17 protein-coding genes are annotated in these 15,071 nt (G+C 30.7%); 2 read left to right on the top strand and 15 right to left on the bottom strand.

Going from position 1 to position 15,071, the window contains the following annotated elements; translation table 11 throughout:
- From ACFQ1O_RS03555 to ACFQ1O_RS03525, 7 genes are read right to left on the bottom strand one after another with little or no spacing between them, the layout of a single operon-like run.
- Positions 1-969, bottom strand: coding sequence for a diiron oxygenase (locus ACFQ1O_RS03555; protein ID WP_377713412.1), 969 nt, complete (start codon positions 967-969; stop codon positions 1-3).
- 1 nt (position 970) lies between these two features.
- Positions 971-2,473, bottom strand: a complete 1,503-nt coding sequence (locus ACFQ1O_RS03550) for a phytoene desaturase family protein (RefSeq protein WP_377713410.1) — start codon at positions 2,471-2,473, stop codon at positions 971-973.
- Between the two features lie 22 nt (positions 2,474-2,495).
- The gene (locus ACFQ1O_RS03545) at positions 2,496-2,741 is read right to left on the bottom strand and encodes an acyl carrier protein (RefSeq protein ID WP_377713408.1); all 246 of its coding nucleotides are present in this window, start codon (positions 2,739-2,741) and stop codon (positions 2,496-2,498) included.
- A gap of 15 nt (positions 2,742-2,756) precedes the next feature.
- Positions 2,757-3,797 (bottom strand): 3-oxoacyl-ACP synthase III family protein, encoded by a 1,041-nt coding sequence (locus ACFQ1O_RS03540; RefSeq protein ID WP_377713406.1) that lies wholly within the window; start codon positions 3,795-3,797, stop codon positions 2,757-2,759.
- Between the two features lie 55 nt (positions 3,798-3,852).
- A complete protein-coding gene (locus ACFQ1O_RS03535; RefSeq protein ID WP_377713404.1) occupies positions 3,853-4,764 on the bottom strand; it encodes a hypothetical protein in 912 nt (303 codons plus the stop codon).
- 59 nt (positions 4,765-4,823) lie between these two features.
- On the bottom strand, positions 4,824-6,407 hold the full coding sequence (locus ACFQ1O_RS03530) for an AMP-binding protein (protein ID WP_377713402.1): 1,584 nt from the start codon (positions 6,405-6,407) through the stop codon (positions 4,824-4,826).
- 58 nt (positions 6,408-6,465) lie between these two features.
- Positions 6,466-6,993 carry a UpxY family transcription antiterminator gene (locus ACFQ1O_RS03525; protein ID WP_377713400.1) on the bottom strand — a complete coding sequence of 176 codons (528 nt, stop codon included), beginning with the start codon at positions 6,991-6,993 and terminating at the stop codon, positions 6,466-6,468.
- 885 nt (positions 6,994-7,878) lie between these two features.
- Between ACFQ1O_RS03525 and ACFQ1O_RS03520 the strand changes: the two genes are divergently transcribed.
- The gene (locus ACFQ1O_RS03520; RefSeq protein WP_377713486.1) at positions 7,879-8,664 is read left to right on the top strand and encodes a sulfite exporter TauE/SafE family protein; all 786 of its coding nucleotides are present in this window, start codon (positions 7,879-7,881) and stop codon (positions 8,662-8,664) included.
- 95 nt (positions 8,665-8,759) lie between these two features.
- Here the strand turns inward: ACFQ1O_RS03520 and ACFQ1O_RS03515 are convergent, their stop codons facing one another.
- Together ACFQ1O_RS03515 and prmA are read right to left on the bottom strand one after the other, a co-directional pair.
- A complete protein-coding gene (locus tag ACFQ1O_RS03515) occupies positions 8,760-9,035 on the bottom strand; it encodes an ATP-dependent Clp protease adaptor ClpS (RefSeq protein WP_377713398.1) in 276 nt (91 codons plus the stop codon).
- 19 nt (positions 9,036-9,054) lie between these two features.
- Positions 9,055-9,891, bottom strand: coding sequence for a 50S ribosomal protein L11 methyltransferase (gene prmA / locus ACFQ1O_RS03510; protein ID WP_377713396.1), 837 nt, complete (start codon positions 9,889-9,891; stop codon positions 9,055-9,057).
- Positions 9,892-9,966: 75 nt separating this feature from the next.
- Between prmA and ACFQ1O_RS03505 the strand changes: the two genes are divergently transcribed.
- Positions 9,967-11,175 carry a porin gene (locus ACFQ1O_RS03505; protein WP_377713394.1) on the top strand — a complete coding sequence of 403 codons (1,209 nt, stop codon included), beginning with the start codon at positions 9,967-9,969 and terminating at the stop codon, positions 11,173-11,175.
- A gap of 50 nt (positions 11,176-11,225) precedes the next feature.
- Here the strand turns inward: ACFQ1O_RS03505 and tpiA are convergent, their stop codons facing one another.
- From tpiA to ACFQ1O_RS03475, 6 genes are read right to left on the bottom strand one after another with little or no spacing between them, the layout of a single operon-like run.
- On the bottom strand, positions 11,226-11,984 hold the full coding sequence (tpiA, locus tag ACFQ1O_RS03500) for a triose-phosphate isomerase (protein ID WP_377713390.1): 759 nt from the start codon (positions 11,982-11,984) through the stop codon (positions 11,226-11,228).
- Between the two features lie 36 nt (positions 11,985-12,020).
- The gene (locus tag ACFQ1O_RS03495; RefSeq protein WP_377713388.1) at positions 12,021-12,533 is read right to left on the bottom strand and encodes a TlpA family protein disulfide reductase; all 513 of its coding nucleotides are present in this window, start codon (positions 12,531-12,533) and stop codon (positions 12,021-12,023) included.
- 7 nt (positions 12,534-12,540) lie between these two features.
- Positions 12,541-12,840, bottom strand: a complete 300-nt coding sequence (locus ACFQ1O_RS03490) for a hypothetical protein (RefSeq protein ID WP_377713386.1) — start codon at positions 12,838-12,840, stop codon at positions 12,541-12,543.
- Between the two features lies 1 nt (position 12,841).
- Positions 12,842-13,240, bottom strand: a complete 399-nt coding sequence (locus tag ACFQ1O_RS03485) for an ACT domain-containing protein (protein ID WP_377713384.1) — start codon at positions 13,238-13,240, stop codon at positions 12,842-12,844.
- Between the two features lies 1 nt (position 13,241).
- A complete protein-coding gene (locus ACFQ1O_RS03480) occupies positions 13,242-14,312 on the bottom strand; it encodes an ABC transporter permease (protein WP_377713382.1) in 1,071 nt (356 codons plus the stop codon).
- A 14-nt stretch (positions 14,313-14,326) separates the two neighbouring features.
- A complete protein-coding gene (locus ACFQ1O_RS03475; RefSeq protein WP_377713380.1) occupies positions 14,327-15,019 on the bottom strand; it encodes a hypothetical protein in 693 nt (230 codons plus the stop codon).
- Positions 15,020-15,071: the final 52 nt, after the last annotated feature.

Genomic DNA, 15,071 nt, shown 5'->3' with positions numbered 1-15,071 from the left:
TTACACTGTTGCTACTTTTTGTTTTTCTAAAATGTCATCAATTATATAGTCAAACCTAGATTCTTCCCAATATGCTCTATAGTCTGGATGATAGATTCCTATTTCTACAAAGAATTCAAAAATTGGAGTCATGATCTCTTTATCTATCCTCTTTTTATTTTCTGAGAATAAAACGGTCTCAAAAAACTCTTCTATATCTTGAAAAGCTGGGTTACTAAAGTTTACTTTTTCTAGAATATCTATATTACCAAATATGGTATCTACCAATCCTCTTAAAAATCCTGGTGTAAATTCTCTAGCTTCTTGCATAAACCCTGGCACTTGATGGCATAATTCTGATACCATTCTTTTACCCCAAGCAATATGTCTAGTTTCTTCTTTATTATGTTCTATTGCAACTGCACAAGCCAAAGGAGACACAAAATCATTTTGTAAGTCTAACATTGCATTGTTCTCTGCAAACCATTCTATAATAATAGTAAGATAGATTGCTTTTAATGGAAACTCTTCCATTGAAGCATTATCTTGATAGAAGTCTTTAATAAACTCACTTACCTCGGCAGGTTCTATTTTAAAGTGCTCCATAGCTTTTCTGAATACCATAGAGTGTACAATTTCTTCTTTGCAGAAATGATGCATGTACTCTACTACAGTTGGGAACTGAGCTAAAGCTTGATGGTTTATTAATTTCATATAATATTCGGTAACTAAGTTCTCGAATGTAATGAAAGCTGCCCACCAACCTCCGGTTTCATATTTTGCCAATCGAATTAATTCCTCTTCTGTTGCTAAATCATAATATTTAGTTCCGTAAATCGATAAATTCTCTTTTCTTTTAAGCCAAGCCTTTTCATTATATGGCTCATCCCAAGGATGGCTAGTTGTTAAGTTCATTTGCTTTTTTTCAGATAGTTTACTCAACCTTTTAATAAACTTATCTGCACTTTCTGATAATACAAGTTCTTTCATTTTAATTCATGTTTTTTAAACTTAATTTGGCATGCATAAAACCTTGACACATTGCAGCTTCATATCCTGCTCCAGAAGTCCAAGTTCCTGCAAACTTTAGTCCCTTTACTGGAGATTTAGATAAAAACCTCATGTTATCATTTGGTGAAATTTTATATCCGAAAGCAGAACCTCCCGGTGAATTTGTGTACTTCTTATTTGTTCTAGGTGTAGAGCTTTCTTTATAAACAATATGCCCTTCTAATTTTGGGAAGTATTTATAAGCTCTTTTAATTATTTGTTCTTGAATTTGCTCTTTTCTTAACAAATAATCTTCCTCCTCTAATTCAAACCAGTCACTCTTATGATCTAAGACAATTAACTGAACTGTTTTACCACATTCTGGATCCATCTTATGGTAATTAGTTACACTTAAACTTAAGCGATCATATCTTACATCTGATTCTTTTTCTTCAGGAGTTAATAAATCTCCTTCATCACTAACAAAAATGTACTCTTCTTGAGTAAATCCTAACTCTTCAGGATCTACATCTGTAATGATGTAAACACAAAAATGTCCCCAACCAAACTCTAGGTCTTGAAGTTTATTTTCAAAAACTTCCTTCCCTTTAAAACTTGGCAGCATATTCATTACATTATTAGGAGAGCAAGTGGCTGTTACTGTTTTAGTAATGAAGCTATGTTTTTTACTATTTACTTGAGCTATATCTCCTTGTTCATCTAAATCAATACCATGAACTGTATCTTTTAATGAGACATAGCCTCCACGGTCTTTAAATTCTTTAAGAAGAAAGTTAGATAATGATTGCGCTGTTCCTAAAACATAACCAGATCTTGTTCCAAAAGCTGTATATAAATAATGTAAAAAGTAGACAGCGTTAGCTTCATTAGCATGAGTCCCTAAGTACATTGCGGTAGCACTTAATACTTCTATAAGGCGATCGTCATTAAAATATGATTGGAAGTATTGCTTTGCTGTTAATTTTTGTAACTGCCTTGTTTCTGGAAGTAAATCTCTATTTAGCTGATATTCACCCAACAACATTCTAGCAAACATATAATTTTGATAACCAATAGTATTGATATCATGAAAGAACTTATCTAATCCTTCCTTTTCATTAGGGAATTTTTCATTAAGGTATTTTTCGATGTCTGTTATATTACCAGGTATGTGATAATACTCTCCTTGTACATGGATTGAAAATAACTCATCGAAATATTTAAAATCTAGCTTATCCCAAAGATCTATTCTTTTAAACACATCTCTAAGATTACCATTTTCGCTTAGACCTGTTATTTTGTGTTGGCTGCAATCAAATCTATATTTTCTTTTATTGCGCACAAAACTGGTAGCATACCCTCCAGGATAAATATGTCCTTCTACTAAAGCCACATTTTTCTTTTTCTCCAAGAGGGTTATACCATATATCAATCCAGTTAAACCAGCACCAATAATAAGTTCGTCGACCTCTTTTGTTTTTACGACTACTTCTTTACTGATCATTCTAATTTATTATTAATTGGTCTTAGCTTACAGGTTCTAACTGTTCTGTAATCATATTAGCAATACTTCTAGGAGTAGTCATTTCTGGTAATCTCTCTTCAGAAAGTTTTACTTTGTACTTTCTTTCGATCATTACCATAATTTCTAATCCTCTAAGCGAATCAATCTCTAATGCATTTGGTAAATCAACGTCTGGTGTAACGTCTGCTACCTCACATTCAGCGATTGGTGCAATAATTTCAGCGATCTCCTTTAATAAATTTTCCATGATTTCAATTTTTATTTAGTTAATTTTAATTTGTTCTCCTATTTTCCAAACTTGTGCTCCGAATCCCCATCCTATTGCAGCGCCAGCAATTACTACAGTATCTCCTTCTTTAACCCTTCCTTGCTTTATTGCTTCATATAGTGTGACAGGAGTAGATGCCGATGCTAAACATCCGTAATTCTGAACCGTTAAAATGTATTTATCGTAATCTATATCTACAGCATTTGCCCAAATGTCTACCATAGTCTTAGATGTTTGGTGAAAGATGTAGAAGTCAACATCTTCTGTAGACATGTTTATTTTTCCTAATGCCTCTTTGATCATTTCAGGAACCATTATTGGAATAAACTTTTGCATTTTAGCTTGAGTATCTTCTTCTATAGTGAAGTATAGATTATAATCTTTTGGCTTTACTTCTCCGTTTTTTGGATACCATGGGTTTCTCCATTGAGCTACAGCTAAATCGTAAACTTCTGCATTGGTTTTAAAAGCAGATGATAATAAACCAGACTTTCCTTCTCCTTTATTAAGAATTGCTGCTACTGCTCCGTCTGCAAAAATTGTAGATGATTTATCTGTAAAATCTAGTATGCTAGAAATGTACTCTGAAGCGCACACTAAGACATTTTTAAACCCACCTGTCTTTAAATATCCGTTAGCCATTTGCATAGAAACAAGAAATGTTAAACACTCTTGATCTACATCTAAAACAACTGCTTTAGTACAACTTAATTTTCTTTTAATCTCTTGAGATAGTCTAGGGTAAACTTTTGTAAAATCTTCAGACCAACCATCAAAACATGTAGAGTTACATAAGATTAAATCTACATCTTGAGGTGTAATACCAGCTAATTCAATAGCTTTTTTGCTTGCGTCTAATGCTAGATCTATAGCTGTTTCTCCAGATTCTCTATCAATAATATGCCTACTATCAACCCCCCAAAACCTAAACCATGTATTAGAAATAACTTCTATTTCTGAATATGGAGGTTGATCATTGGCAATAGAATTCTTAGGCATTTTAATTGCCAAACTTTTTATAGTGGTATTTTCCATAATTAATTTAAAGTGCTCTTTGAAAAAGATGTAAAGACAAAATGATTTGTAAGAATTAAACAGATAATACTGTTCCGCTATATCTATTTATGAAAGGACTATAACTAATACTGCAAATAGTAGAGACTTCCTTATTTTCTTTTAATTCTCTTAAATAGTGAGGTAAACTAAATGCTCCTAATGATTTAAACGTATCTTCTTTTTGAATGCTTTTAAAGACCTTTTCTGAATCCTCACATGTAATATCATGTTTAGGGAACCAAGATTCAAATACTACTCCGTCTACTTCTTTATTCTTTTCTAGCATCTGATTAAGAAACTCTTGTCCTGTTTTATTAAGATCTTCTACGTATTTCTCGTCTGCTTTCCAGGTTAATTTAGATCTAAATTGTTCTTCGGCTAATTCTCCTCCTTTTGGAAGCATATCATATCTACAAAAAACATCTTTGGTCTCAAGGTCTTTATAATCAATAGCAATTTCATCATTATCTTGCTCCGCTAAAATAAGGGCTATACCATCTGGTATATTGAACCCGCTTTTATAATCTGGATGCACAGATGAATGTAAAAACTCTGTTCTAATAATTAATACATTCTTTCTATTTTGATCTACCATAAATGCTTTAGCAATAGTAAAAGCTGTATTCCAATCACTTTCATGAATATCTATAACAAATGCATTTTCTGCTTTAATTAAATAGTGAATAGGATGGGCAACTCTAGGCACTCCTATTGTTTTGTCTTGAAACAATCTATCTGGAGTTAGAGTGATATTTAATATTAAATCTATTTCTAACGGATTAAAATTAACTTCTTCTAATAATTGTTTACATACTGGTAACGTTGCATCTAAAACAAGGTCTTCTGAAGAAAAACGAGGTCTATTGTCATCTAATGGTAATTCTTGGTTAGTATTTACCTTGGCACGTTCCTTAGGAAAGTGCGTTATTGCATTTATAATTTTCATTGGTATAATTTTTATGGATAGATACTCAGAATTTTATTCTCTGAATTCAAAGGGGATAATTAAAGTAAGACAGGTTCTTTTAACTGTTCTATAATATTCTTTTTGATAATCTTCCCATTAGAATTGTATTGAAAACCATCAAAAACAACTACTTGTTTTGGACACATATAACTTGGGAATTTTTCAGAAAGTTTTCTTTCTAAGTCACCTTTTAAAACAGAAGCATTAGTTGTATTATCTAATAATGTAATACATAAGTAAGAGCTAACATCAGACATTTTTTTATCTTCAATAGCAACGAACACAGCTTCGTTTACAGCATAGTTTTCTAGAACATAATTTTCTATGACACTAGGAACAACCATTCTTCCGTTTATTTTAAACATATCGTCTACTCTAGAAGAAAAAATAAAATCCCCCTCTTTATCTTGAGAAAAATTATCACTTGTTTTATACCAATTATCTTCTATAAATTTATTTTGGTTTTTAACACCATGATATCCTAGTAACTTATATGACGGTTGTATATATAGTTCTCCATGTTCTTCTCCTTCTTCTTTTACCAATTTTACATTGAATCCCTGAACAGGAACCCCTGTAGCATTAATATTTTCTTTTGTTGGAATTGTAGATATATAAACGTGTCCTATTTCTGTACAACCTATTCCTTGAGTAACATATTTCCCTGTTGCTTCTTTCCACTTATTATTTACTGTAGCATTTAAATTAGAACCTGCAGAATAGAATATTCTAACACCGCCATAGTTAACTTCTTTTTCGTACTTTAGTAAAGCTCCATAAATCTTAGGAACAGCAAAAAATACAGTAGGTTTATATTTCTCTATAATATTTGTAATTCTGTCCATACTTGGCCAGTGATCATCTATAATTACAGTAGCACCAGTCCATATTGGGAAGAATAAACTATTCCCTAACCCATAACCAAAGAACATTTTGGGTATTGAATACACTCTATCTTTACTAGTTATTTTTAATGTCTCTTGTGCAAAGTTTATTGTATTGCTTAACATAGACATTTGAGAGTGAACAACAGCTTTTGGTTTTCCTGTTGTTCCAGAAGTATATTGCCAGAACGCTGGCTCATCTTTACTCTTAACGACAAAGGTCATTTCTAGATCTTCCTCTTCTATAAAAACAGTTTTACTAAATCTTGGATAAAAATATTCTTTGTTCTTTCTTATAATCTCTTGATTGCTAACATATTTATCTTGAATAATTATGTTATTTCTAGACTTAAGAAAAAGTGAACAATTAAATATTTCTTCAATTTCTTTTAAAGGTCTGATCTCAGAAACAACTGAAGTGGCTTCACTATCATTTAATATATAACTAAGATCTTCTAATTTAGTTTTAGGATTTATTAGAACTGGTATAGCTCCTATTGCAATAGCTCCTAAAAAAAACTCATATATAGCTGGAGTATCATTTAATAGTAATATGATTCTTTCGTCTTGCTTTAACCCAGATTTCAATAAATAATCTGCGGTCTTAATTATGTTTTCAAATAATTCATCTCTAGTGAACTCATTATTATTCCAAATAAGTGCACTTTGTCCAAACGGAATATTATTTCCTACAAATAATTGCTTGGTAAGGTTAAACTTTTCCTCAATTTGTAACATTGGTAATATATTTTAAAAAGAACTTTATAATTTAATCTACGTGAAGATAGTTTTAGACTCACATGGCTTTTGAGAACTCAGAAAGATATTCACTAGGTACAGTAGCAACAACATTTTGTTTTAACGCTCCTAGGCGAACTGTTACCATACTTTTGTTCTTAATTTGAAGAACCTCGCATTCTAATCCAGCTAATGGACCACTAGAAATAACCCTATGTTCTCCCAGGCATAGTGTTTCTTCTTTAATAGAGATTTCACTAATTCCTTCTACTTCAATAAGGAATTTAAGTTTTTCTATTTCTTCATCTTTTACAATAGCATAATCATTACCAAAACTAATATAAGAACATACCCCACTAACAGATAGTGCTTTATAAAAATCCATTGCTGTATTTATGTTTACAAATACATAAGATTTAATAAGGGGCATTAAAACTTTTTTAACTCTATCACTCCATTTTCTTTCGGTTAAAACTAAAGGTAAGTAAGCTTCTAAATTATTCTCCAAAAGCTTTTCATAAACTTTCTTTTCATGGCGGGATTTGACATACAATACATGCCACCCCTGCGATTGGGATTTTCTCATTTAATTAAGTGTAAATATTTATATTGGTTAGTTTTTTAACATAGCTTCGCTTCTCTTAGTCACTTAAGAGTATTTCTATTTTATTTTTTTAGGGGGGAATAAAACAATCTAAACTTATAGGTTATTTTGCTTTATTTTACATCGGTAAACATAAAGATGCTAGTTTAAAACAAACTTTTCTTTAAGTAAATAAATTGTTAATTATTATAGTTTTTTTCTTACAATTAAACTCTCGACATAGCTTCGCTCCTCTTAGTCACCTAAGAGCATTACTATTTTATTTTTTTTGGGGGGATAAAACGATCTAAACTTAAAGAAGTTATTGTTTTATTTTACATCAACAAACATAAAGATGCTAGTTTAAAACAAACTCTTTTTTTAAGTAGATGAATCATTAAATATTAAAGCTTTGTCTTTTACATAGCTTCGCTTCTCCTAGTCACAGTTTCTCTTGACTAGAATTTTGAATGTATTTTCTTTCTTTATTGAAAGATTAAATCTTATTCTAAAGCAAAATAAATGTTTAAAAAAACAAAAAACAAACATTTGTTAATATTAATTTATTACATCAACACAAACACCTATAAATCAAAAAATTAACACAAAAACAAATCCTATTAAACTAGAAAATATTTCAGATTAGCCAGAGAATCAAAGATAATTTTCTTTTATTATAAACATTAGATTTAACTATCATATAGTCTATTTTAAGTTTTTTAGGGCAAATATTTACCGACCAACTATCACTTAGTTAAGCTTTCAAATCTTTTTTACACCTTATACACACAAATCCTATAAATATACTATAGTAGTAATAACTTATCTTTGTATTAACCAAAGAAAACTTAGCGCTTCGTTATTATGCATAACGAAGTTTTTTATTACATGGATTTAACCGAAGTATTAGCATATAGTTGTGCACTTTTTATAGGGCTTGTTTTAGGTCTTATAGGTGGCGGTGGTTCTATACTAACCGTTCCTGTGTTAGTGTATATATTACATTTAAACCCAATTACCGCTACTGCTTATTCTTTATTTGTGGTTGGAACTTCTGCACTGGTTGGGTCTTATAAGAATGTTCAAAAAAAATTAGTTAATTACAATTACGCTATTGTATTTGGAATTCCAGCTGTAATTGGAGTGACACTTACAAGAAGGTATTTAGTTCCTAACCTGCCTGAAACCATTTTTAACCTTAGTAAAGAAGATGCTATTATGCTATTTTTTGCTGTAATTATGATTTTAGCTGGATTTTCTATGTATTCTAAAAAAACGAAATGTTATACCCAAGCAGGTAAAATTACCAATTACCCTCTTATTTTAATTGAAGGTTTGGTAGTAGGCTTTATTACTGGTTTAGTAGGAGCAGGTGGTGGTTTTTTAATTATTCCTGCTTTGGTAATATTAGGCAAACTTCCTATGAAAGAAGCTGTAGGAACCTCCCTTCTTATTATTACCATAAAATCTCTAGTTGGTTTCTTTTTAGGTGATGTTTTTACTATGGAAATTGATTGGGCCTTTTTATTACCCTTTACTTTACTTTCTATAATAGGTATTTTAATTGGTGTTTCCTTATCTAAACATATTACCGCACAAAAATTAAAAAAAGGATTTGGTGTGTTTTTGTTAATAATGGCTGTTTACGTAATATATAAAACCTTTATGTGTTAATCAAATTATATATTTAACCCCTTTATAACCCAAAAAGCTATATCGTTTAAAATGATATAGCTTTTTAATTTTTATCGATAATTCTTTTATAAGAATTATATTATTTCTGCACTTAAACCTGCTTCTAATAATTTAGAGCATCTAGGCTTTAAATCTTTTAAGTCTCCTGTCTTAACAGTACACTTACCGTTATAATGCACAATTAAAGAGCACTGCTCTGCTTGTATTGGTGTATGCTCACATGCATAAACTAATGTTTCTATAACATGATCAAAAGTATTAACATCATCATTATACAATACTATTTGATTACTTTCTTTTACAGACTCCTTTACAGATATTTCTTCTAATACTTCTTCTTGAAAACTCATAATCTTCTGATTCTTAACACTAATTTACAAATTTTACAGCTACCCAGTTATTTTTTTCAAAATTTTCAACAAATTTTAATCCTAAAGCATTGCAGCTATCGGTAATTAATGGAATATCGTCTGAATAAAATCCGCTTAATAATAAGGTTCCGTTCTTATTTAAGCATGTAGCGTATTGAGCCATATCGTTTAATAAAATATTCCTATTAATATTGGCAATAATCACATCATACTTTTTTTCTTCTAACAACTTAACGTCTCCTTCATGGGCAGAAATATATTTTCTATTATTTCGATCTATATTTTCTAATGTATTTATATAACACCAATTATCTATATCTATGGCATCTAATTGAGTAGCTCCTTTCATTTCTGCCAAAATTGCTAAAACTCCGGTTCCGCATCCCATATCTAGAACCGATTTACCCTCTAGGTCTAACTGTAAGATATGCTGAATCATCATATGTGTAGTTTCATGATGACCTGTACCAAAACTCATTTTGGGCTCTATAATAATATCGTATTGTGTATTTGGTTTTTCATGAAAAGGGGCACGAACCGTACATTTGCCATCTACTACAATAGCTTCAAAATTCTTTTCCCACTCTTCATTCCAATTTACTTGTTCTATCTCTTCATATGTATATTCAATAGAAAAATCTTCGTTTTTAAGAATTAATATATCCTCTAGAATATTTTCGTTCCAATCTGGTTTCTGAATATAAGCGGTTACTCCATTTTCTGTGTCAACAAAACTTTCAAAACCAGCAAAACCTAGCTCAGCTGTTAAAATTTCTGAAGCTGGCTCTTTTGGCGTTACATTAAAATAATAACCTATATATACGGGAGTACTCATTGATTCTTTTTTTTTGACAAAAATACAGCAAATTACTTAGTCTAGATTATTTTTGTACGGTTAAACTATCATAAAATGAATTTCAAATACTTTTTATTTATTTTCTGTTTGTTATTTTTCTCTTTTAGCTTCTCTCAGGAAGATGGAAATAATATTAAACTAACAGCTCTCCCCTATTACAATTACGGTAAAGGAGTTGGTCTTACCTCTCCAGACAGTTTATTTCAGTTTAATATTCGATTTAGAATGCAAAACAGAATTAGCTACCTAAAAGATGAAGACAAAGATGCTGCTTATGAAGCTGCTATAAGAAGATTACGACTTCGTTTTGATGGTTATGTAGGAATGCCTGAAATAGTTTACGCTATACAACTATCGTTTTCAGAACGAGATGTTGCTTCTGGTAATAAAGAAGAGCGCATTAATATTATTAGAGATGCCATTGTTTTTTATCGCCCTGATAAAAACTGGAATATTGGTTTTGGTCAAACTAAATTACCAGGAAATAGACAGCGTATTAATTCATCTGGAGCTTTACAATTAACAGACAGAAGTATTAATAATGCTATGTTTAATATAGATCGTGATTTTGGTTTACACACCTATTATTTAAATGAAAAAACTAATCAATTCTCTTATAACATTAAAACTGCTATTAGTACTGGTGAAGGAAGAAATTGGACTCAAGAATCTGATAATGGTTTAGCGTATACTGGTAAAGTAGAATTATTTCCTTTTGGAGCTTTTGAAGGTAATGGGAGTTTGTTTGAAGGAGATATTACTCGAGAACAAAAACCAAAACTAATGCTTTCTGGAGCCTATCATTTTAATGAAAAAGCCAGAAGAACTCGAGGCACAGTTGGAACTTTATTATTTGACCAGAAGAATATTAGCTCTTTACTTTTAGATGCTATGTTTAAATACCAAGGATGGTCTTTTCAGGCAGCTTATTTGTCTAGAATGAACAATGACCCAATAAGTGTTAATCCGGATGATAATACCGAAACAACATATGTGTTTAAAGGAATGGGAACAGATGCTCAATTGAGTTATTTATTTCCTACCAATTACGAAGTTGTAGGAAGATACTCTTATCAGCAACCACATTCAGATATTGAAAACTTACATCCTACTACCAATCAACTTAGTTTAGGAGTCAGTAAATATATTTGGGAACATGCTTTAAAGCTTCAGGCTGAAGTTACCAATACACAATTAGATTATTTAAATAATAACGACCAATCTAATTGGTATGTACGCTTCCAAGTAGAAATTGGAATATAAAAAAGAGGAGTTTTAAAACTCCTCTTTTTTATATTATATATTCTGTAATCTTAAATAGATTTAATAATTGCTATAAAATCTTCTGCTTTTAAAGCTGCTCCACCTATTAAGCCTCCATCTACATCTTTATTTGCAAATAATTCTTTTGCGTTAGCTGGTTTTACGCTACCTCCATATAATATAGAAACACTTTCTGCTAATTCCTCATCGTATTTCTTAGCCAATAAAGTTCTAACATGTGCGTGTATTTCTTGTGCTTGTTCAGGACTAGCCGTTTCTCCTGTTCCAATTGCCCAAACTGGTTCATAAGCTAAAATAATATTCTTATAGCTATTAGCTTCTAAATGAAATAAAGCCTTTTTTAATTGATCTTCTACCACTTTAAAATGCTTGTCTGCTTGTCTGTCTTTCAACTCTTCTCCAAAGCAAAAAATAACTTCTAACTCTTGAGTTAAAGCGCTATCAACTTTCTCTTTTAAAACCGCATCTTTTTCACCAAAATAAGCTCTACGTTCACTATGACCAAGAATTACCGTTTGAACCCCTATACCTTTAAGCATTTCTCCAGAAACTTCTCCTGTAAATGCACCAGAAGTAGCTTGATGCATATTCTGTGCAGCCACCTCTACTTTAGATTTTTTGGCTCTTTTAATTGCAGTAGGTAAATTAACAAATGGGGGAGCTATGATAACTCTAGTTGAATCTAACTCTAATTTTTTAATTCCTTTTCTAACTCCCTTAACTAGCTTTTTAGCCTCTTTAAGGTTGGTGTTCATTTTCCAGTTTCCAGCTACTATATTTTTTCTCATGTTAGTTGTCTTATTATTTTGCAAATATAACTGTTATTACTGGTCTGACTTAACGGTTTCTAGAATCTTTTTATCATTAGCTTTAACAGCTTTGTATAATTTAATTTTCCCATCTTTACCTACTACCATATACCTTGGAATCCAATCTAAGTCTACCGACTTACCTATAGGCCCTTCCCAACCAGATGGAATAAAATAATGATCTCCTTCTATTTTTCTTTTTTCTATAGCATTTTTCCAATTAGCTTGCTTCTTATCTAGTGACAAAAACACATAAACCGTTTCAGAATCTTTAGTTTGCTGCTGTAAGGCATTAACTAAAGGTAAACCTTTGATACAATCTCCACACCAAGAAGCCCAAATATCTATTACAATTGTTTTTCCTTTGTATTTATTTAATACATTTTCTAATGTAGTTTTAGTTCCATCTAAAGCCAATAATGTATCGGCTAAAGCTTCTTTAGGAAAGTTTTCTTTTGGTTCTGTATTAGAACAACTAACCATTGCTATAAAAACTATTACTAGTACTTTTTTTAGGATATTTTTCATTTTTAAATTATTTAGTTATCATTAATATAATACATACCAATAAATTGATCACATTTATATACATGTATTTAACGGCCTTGTTATGTTTTATTATTACTTGATTAATTTCATTGTCATTTACTTCATCAATAAATAAAACTGGATTTGCAAAAAATATTCCACCATGCCATGAGCCACTTTTAAACTTGTCATTCTTAGTTAGTTCTTTTAATGTCATTTTATGAATTACAGTTATAAAAAAAGTAATTATAGCAACAACTAAAAAAACCACCAAAAACACATGACTTATTTTAAACTGATAGTCCATATTAAGCTTTATTAGACAATTTCTTTAAAACCTCAACAGCCTTCTCCGCATCGTTTTTATGTACAAAAATATGATCGTGATAATAACCAGCTATTACATTACAACTAATATCATACTTGGCTAAAGCATTAGAAAATGCTGCTGTTAATCCTACGGCGTCTAAAGAAGAGTGTATCTCTAAACTAATCCATGAAGCTATATACTCATAGCTTAACTTTAATTTATCTGCTTTAGATTTCTCTATAATTACAGTTACACCTTCTTCTTCTTTAAACTCGCAAATGGTATCATTTCTACTTATTCTATCTAAAGAAGTTAGGGTGCAAAAAACATATTCTCCCTCATTGAGTTTAGGAGTCATATGCTTAATTAGCTTAGATAAATTAGTTTCTCCACTCATCTTAGCTTATTCTTATCTTTGGATCTAACCATCCGTAAATTAAGTCGACTAAAATATTAATCATTACAAACATGGTTGCTATGATAATTACTGACCCCATAATTACTGGTAAATCTAAATTATTAAGAGCATCTACTATTTCTTTTCCTAATCCGTTCCAATTAAAAATATATTCAACAAAAACTGCTCCCGCCAACATAGACGCAAACCAACCAGATATAGCAGTTACTACAGGATTCATTGCATTTTTAATAGCATGATTTTTAATTATTTGAAACTCTGATAATCCTTTTGCCCTAGCTGTACGTATATAATCTTGATTAAAAACTTCTAATAAAGAATTACGCATTAATTGTATTACTACTGCTAACGGACGAATTCCTAGCACAACAGCTGGTAAGATTAAGTTTTTAAGCTTTAATTCTATTTTTTCACCAAAATCATCTAGCTCGTATAGGTTACCTGTCATTTCTAAGTTGGTATATTTATGCAATACATAACCAAATAGCCAAGCAAATATAATGGCACTAAAAAAAGAAGGCACACTCATACCTAAAGTACTCAATACCTGTATTAATTTATCTACCCAAGTATCTTTATACAAAGCTGAAAAAACTCCCAAAACAATACCTAACAATAAAGCAATTATGATTGCTGCAAATGCCAACACAAAAGTATTAGGCAAAGTTTCTGAAATAATTTGCCCGACTGATTTACCTGATTTTTGAAAAGATTCTCTTAAATAAGGCTTTTTTAGAGCTACTGTAGTTCCTCCTATTGTAAACAAGCTCTGTGCGGAATATTTATTAGTAGCTAAACTTGTATACCCTTCTGAAACATGAATAGACAGCGGAGACAAATCATTAAGGTAGTAACCATATTGTTTAATTAAAGGTTGATCGAACCCATATTTCTTTTTAATAATTGCTATTTGCTCACTATCCTCATTTTGCCCTAACATCATTTTTGCAGGATCTCCGGGGAGTATATTAAACAAAAAGAAAATAACCGTAATTACTCCAAAAAGAGTCAATACGGCATATCCTAATTTATTTAGTAAATATCTAATCAAATGAATACTTGGAATTAATCTGTAGTAAGTTTAACATTAACTTTTTCTATCCTATCGTTCTTCTTACTTCTCTTCTTTATTAAATCATCTTCATACACATCTACATTTACAAACTGTATAAAACCAAAATCATCTTGAGTTTTTACTTCTGATTCAAAACCTTTTCTATTCATAATGTTGTATTTAGATGTAGCATCTTTCTTTAACAGCCAAACTTCTTTTTCTCTATCAAATTCAAAAGTAATCAAACGAGTCCATCTATTCGACTTTCCTGCTTCATGCTGAACTGCAAATGTATTACCTGTAAATAAAATTGAAGTTAACGGACTTCCGTTTGCTGAACCACACATATAACAATATACTACAGAATCGTTTTTATGCATAAGCTCTAAAACACCTTGATCATTTCTTTTTAAAATTAATAACGGTCGTCTAATTTCTTCTTCTTTGTTTGAATCCTTTCTTTGCTTATCAACTTCTTTCTTATCACCCAGAACAGCTATTACATCTGTTAAAGTATCTCCGTTAAAATCTCCAGCAGAATACGTTATAACAAACTGATCTTCTCCAACAAATGGTGTTACTTCTTGTATTGGAACTTTAGGCTTTTCTTTTACTACATAATCTTTTAACCAAAGATCTTTTTTCTTTTGAGCCGTTGATATACAAGTAATCAATAAAACTAAAATTGTAATTATATTTTTCATAAGCATTTTCGTTAGCAAGTTAATTGGTCTTATTGATTACAATTATTATTCC

The sequence above is a fragment of the Pseudofulvibacter geojedonensis genome (assembly GCF_042675745.1).
GTDB lineage: Bacteria > Bacteroidota > Bacteroidia > Flavobacteriales > Flavobacteriaceae > Pseudofulvibacter > Pseudofulvibacter geojedonensis.
The sequence above is the reverse complement of the archived record's forward strand: the minus strand, read 5'-3'. Positions and strand labels throughout refer to the sequence as shown.

What these genes read in the sequence shown, in the direction of transcription:
- ACFQ1O_RS03535 (WP_377713404.1), bottom strand. Translation starts at nt 4,764, where the DNA reads ATGAAAATTATAAATGCAATAACGCACTTTCCTAAGGAACGTGCCAAG.
- ACFQ1O_RS03545 (WP_377713408.1), bottom strand. Translation starts at nt 2,741, where the DNA reads ATGGAAAATTTATTAAAGGAGATCGCTGAAATTATTGCACCAATCGCT.
- tpiA (WP_377713390.1), bottom strand. Translation starts at nt 11,984, where the DNA reads ATGAGAAAAAATATAGTAGCTGGAAACTGGAAAATGAACACCAACCTT.
- ACFQ1O_RS03490 (WP_377713386.1), bottom strand. Translation starts at nt 12,840, where the DNA reads ATGGACTATCAGTTTAAAATAAGTCATGTGTTTTTGGTGGTTTTTTTA.
- ACFQ1O_RS03525 (WP_377713400.1), bottom strand. Translation starts at nt 6,993, where the DNA reads ATGAGAAAATCCCAATCGCAGGGGTGGCATGTATTGTATGTCAAATCC.
- ACFQ1O_RS03505 (WP_377713394.1), top strand. Translation starts at nt 9,967, where the DNA reads ATGAATTTCAAATACTTTTTATTTATTTTCTGTTTGTTATTTTTCTCT.
- ACFQ1O_RS03540 (WP_377713406.1), bottom strand. Translation starts at nt 3,797, where the DNA reads ATGGAAAATACCACTATAAAAAGTTTGGCAATTAAAATGCCTAAGAAT.
- ACFQ1O_RS03550 (WP_377713410.1), bottom strand. Translation starts at nt 2,473, where the DNA reads ATGATCAGTAAAGAAGTAGTCGTAAAAACAAAAGAGGTCGACGAACTT.
- ACFQ1O_RS03515 (WP_377713398.1), bottom strand. Translation starts at nt 9,035, where the DNA reads ATGAGTTTTCAAGAAGAAGTATTAGAAGAAATATCTGTAAAGGAGTCT.
- ACFQ1O_RS03520 (WP_377713486.1), top strand. Translation starts at nt 7,879, where the DNA reads ATGGATTTAACCGAAGTATTAGCATATAGTTGTGCACTTTTTATAGGG.
- ACFQ1O_RS03485 (WP_377713384.1), bottom strand. Translation starts at nt 13,240, where the DNA reads ATGAGTGGAGAAACTAATTTATCTAAGCTAATTAAGCATATGACTCCT.
- ACFQ1O_RS03530 (WP_377713402.1), bottom strand. Translation starts at nt 6,407, where the DNA reads ATGTTACAAATTGAGGAAAAGTTTAACCTTACCAAGCAATTATTTGTA.
- ACFQ1O_RS03475 (WP_377713380.1), bottom strand. Translation starts at nt 15,019, where the DNA reads ATGAAAAATATAATTACAATTTTAGTTTTATTGATTACTTGTATATCA.
- ACFQ1O_RS03555 (WP_377713412.1), bottom strand. Translation starts at nt 969, where the DNA reads ATGAAAGAACTTGTATTATCAGAAAGTGCAGATAAGTTTATTAAAAGG.
- ACFQ1O_RS03495 (WP_377713388.1), bottom strand. Translation starts at nt 12,533, where the DNA reads ATGAAAAATATCCTAAAAAAAGTACTAGTAATAGTTTTTATAGCAATG.
- prmA (WP_377713396.1), bottom strand. Translation starts at nt 9,891, where the DNA reads ATGAGTACTCCCGTATATATAGGTTATTATTTTAATGTAACGCCAAAA.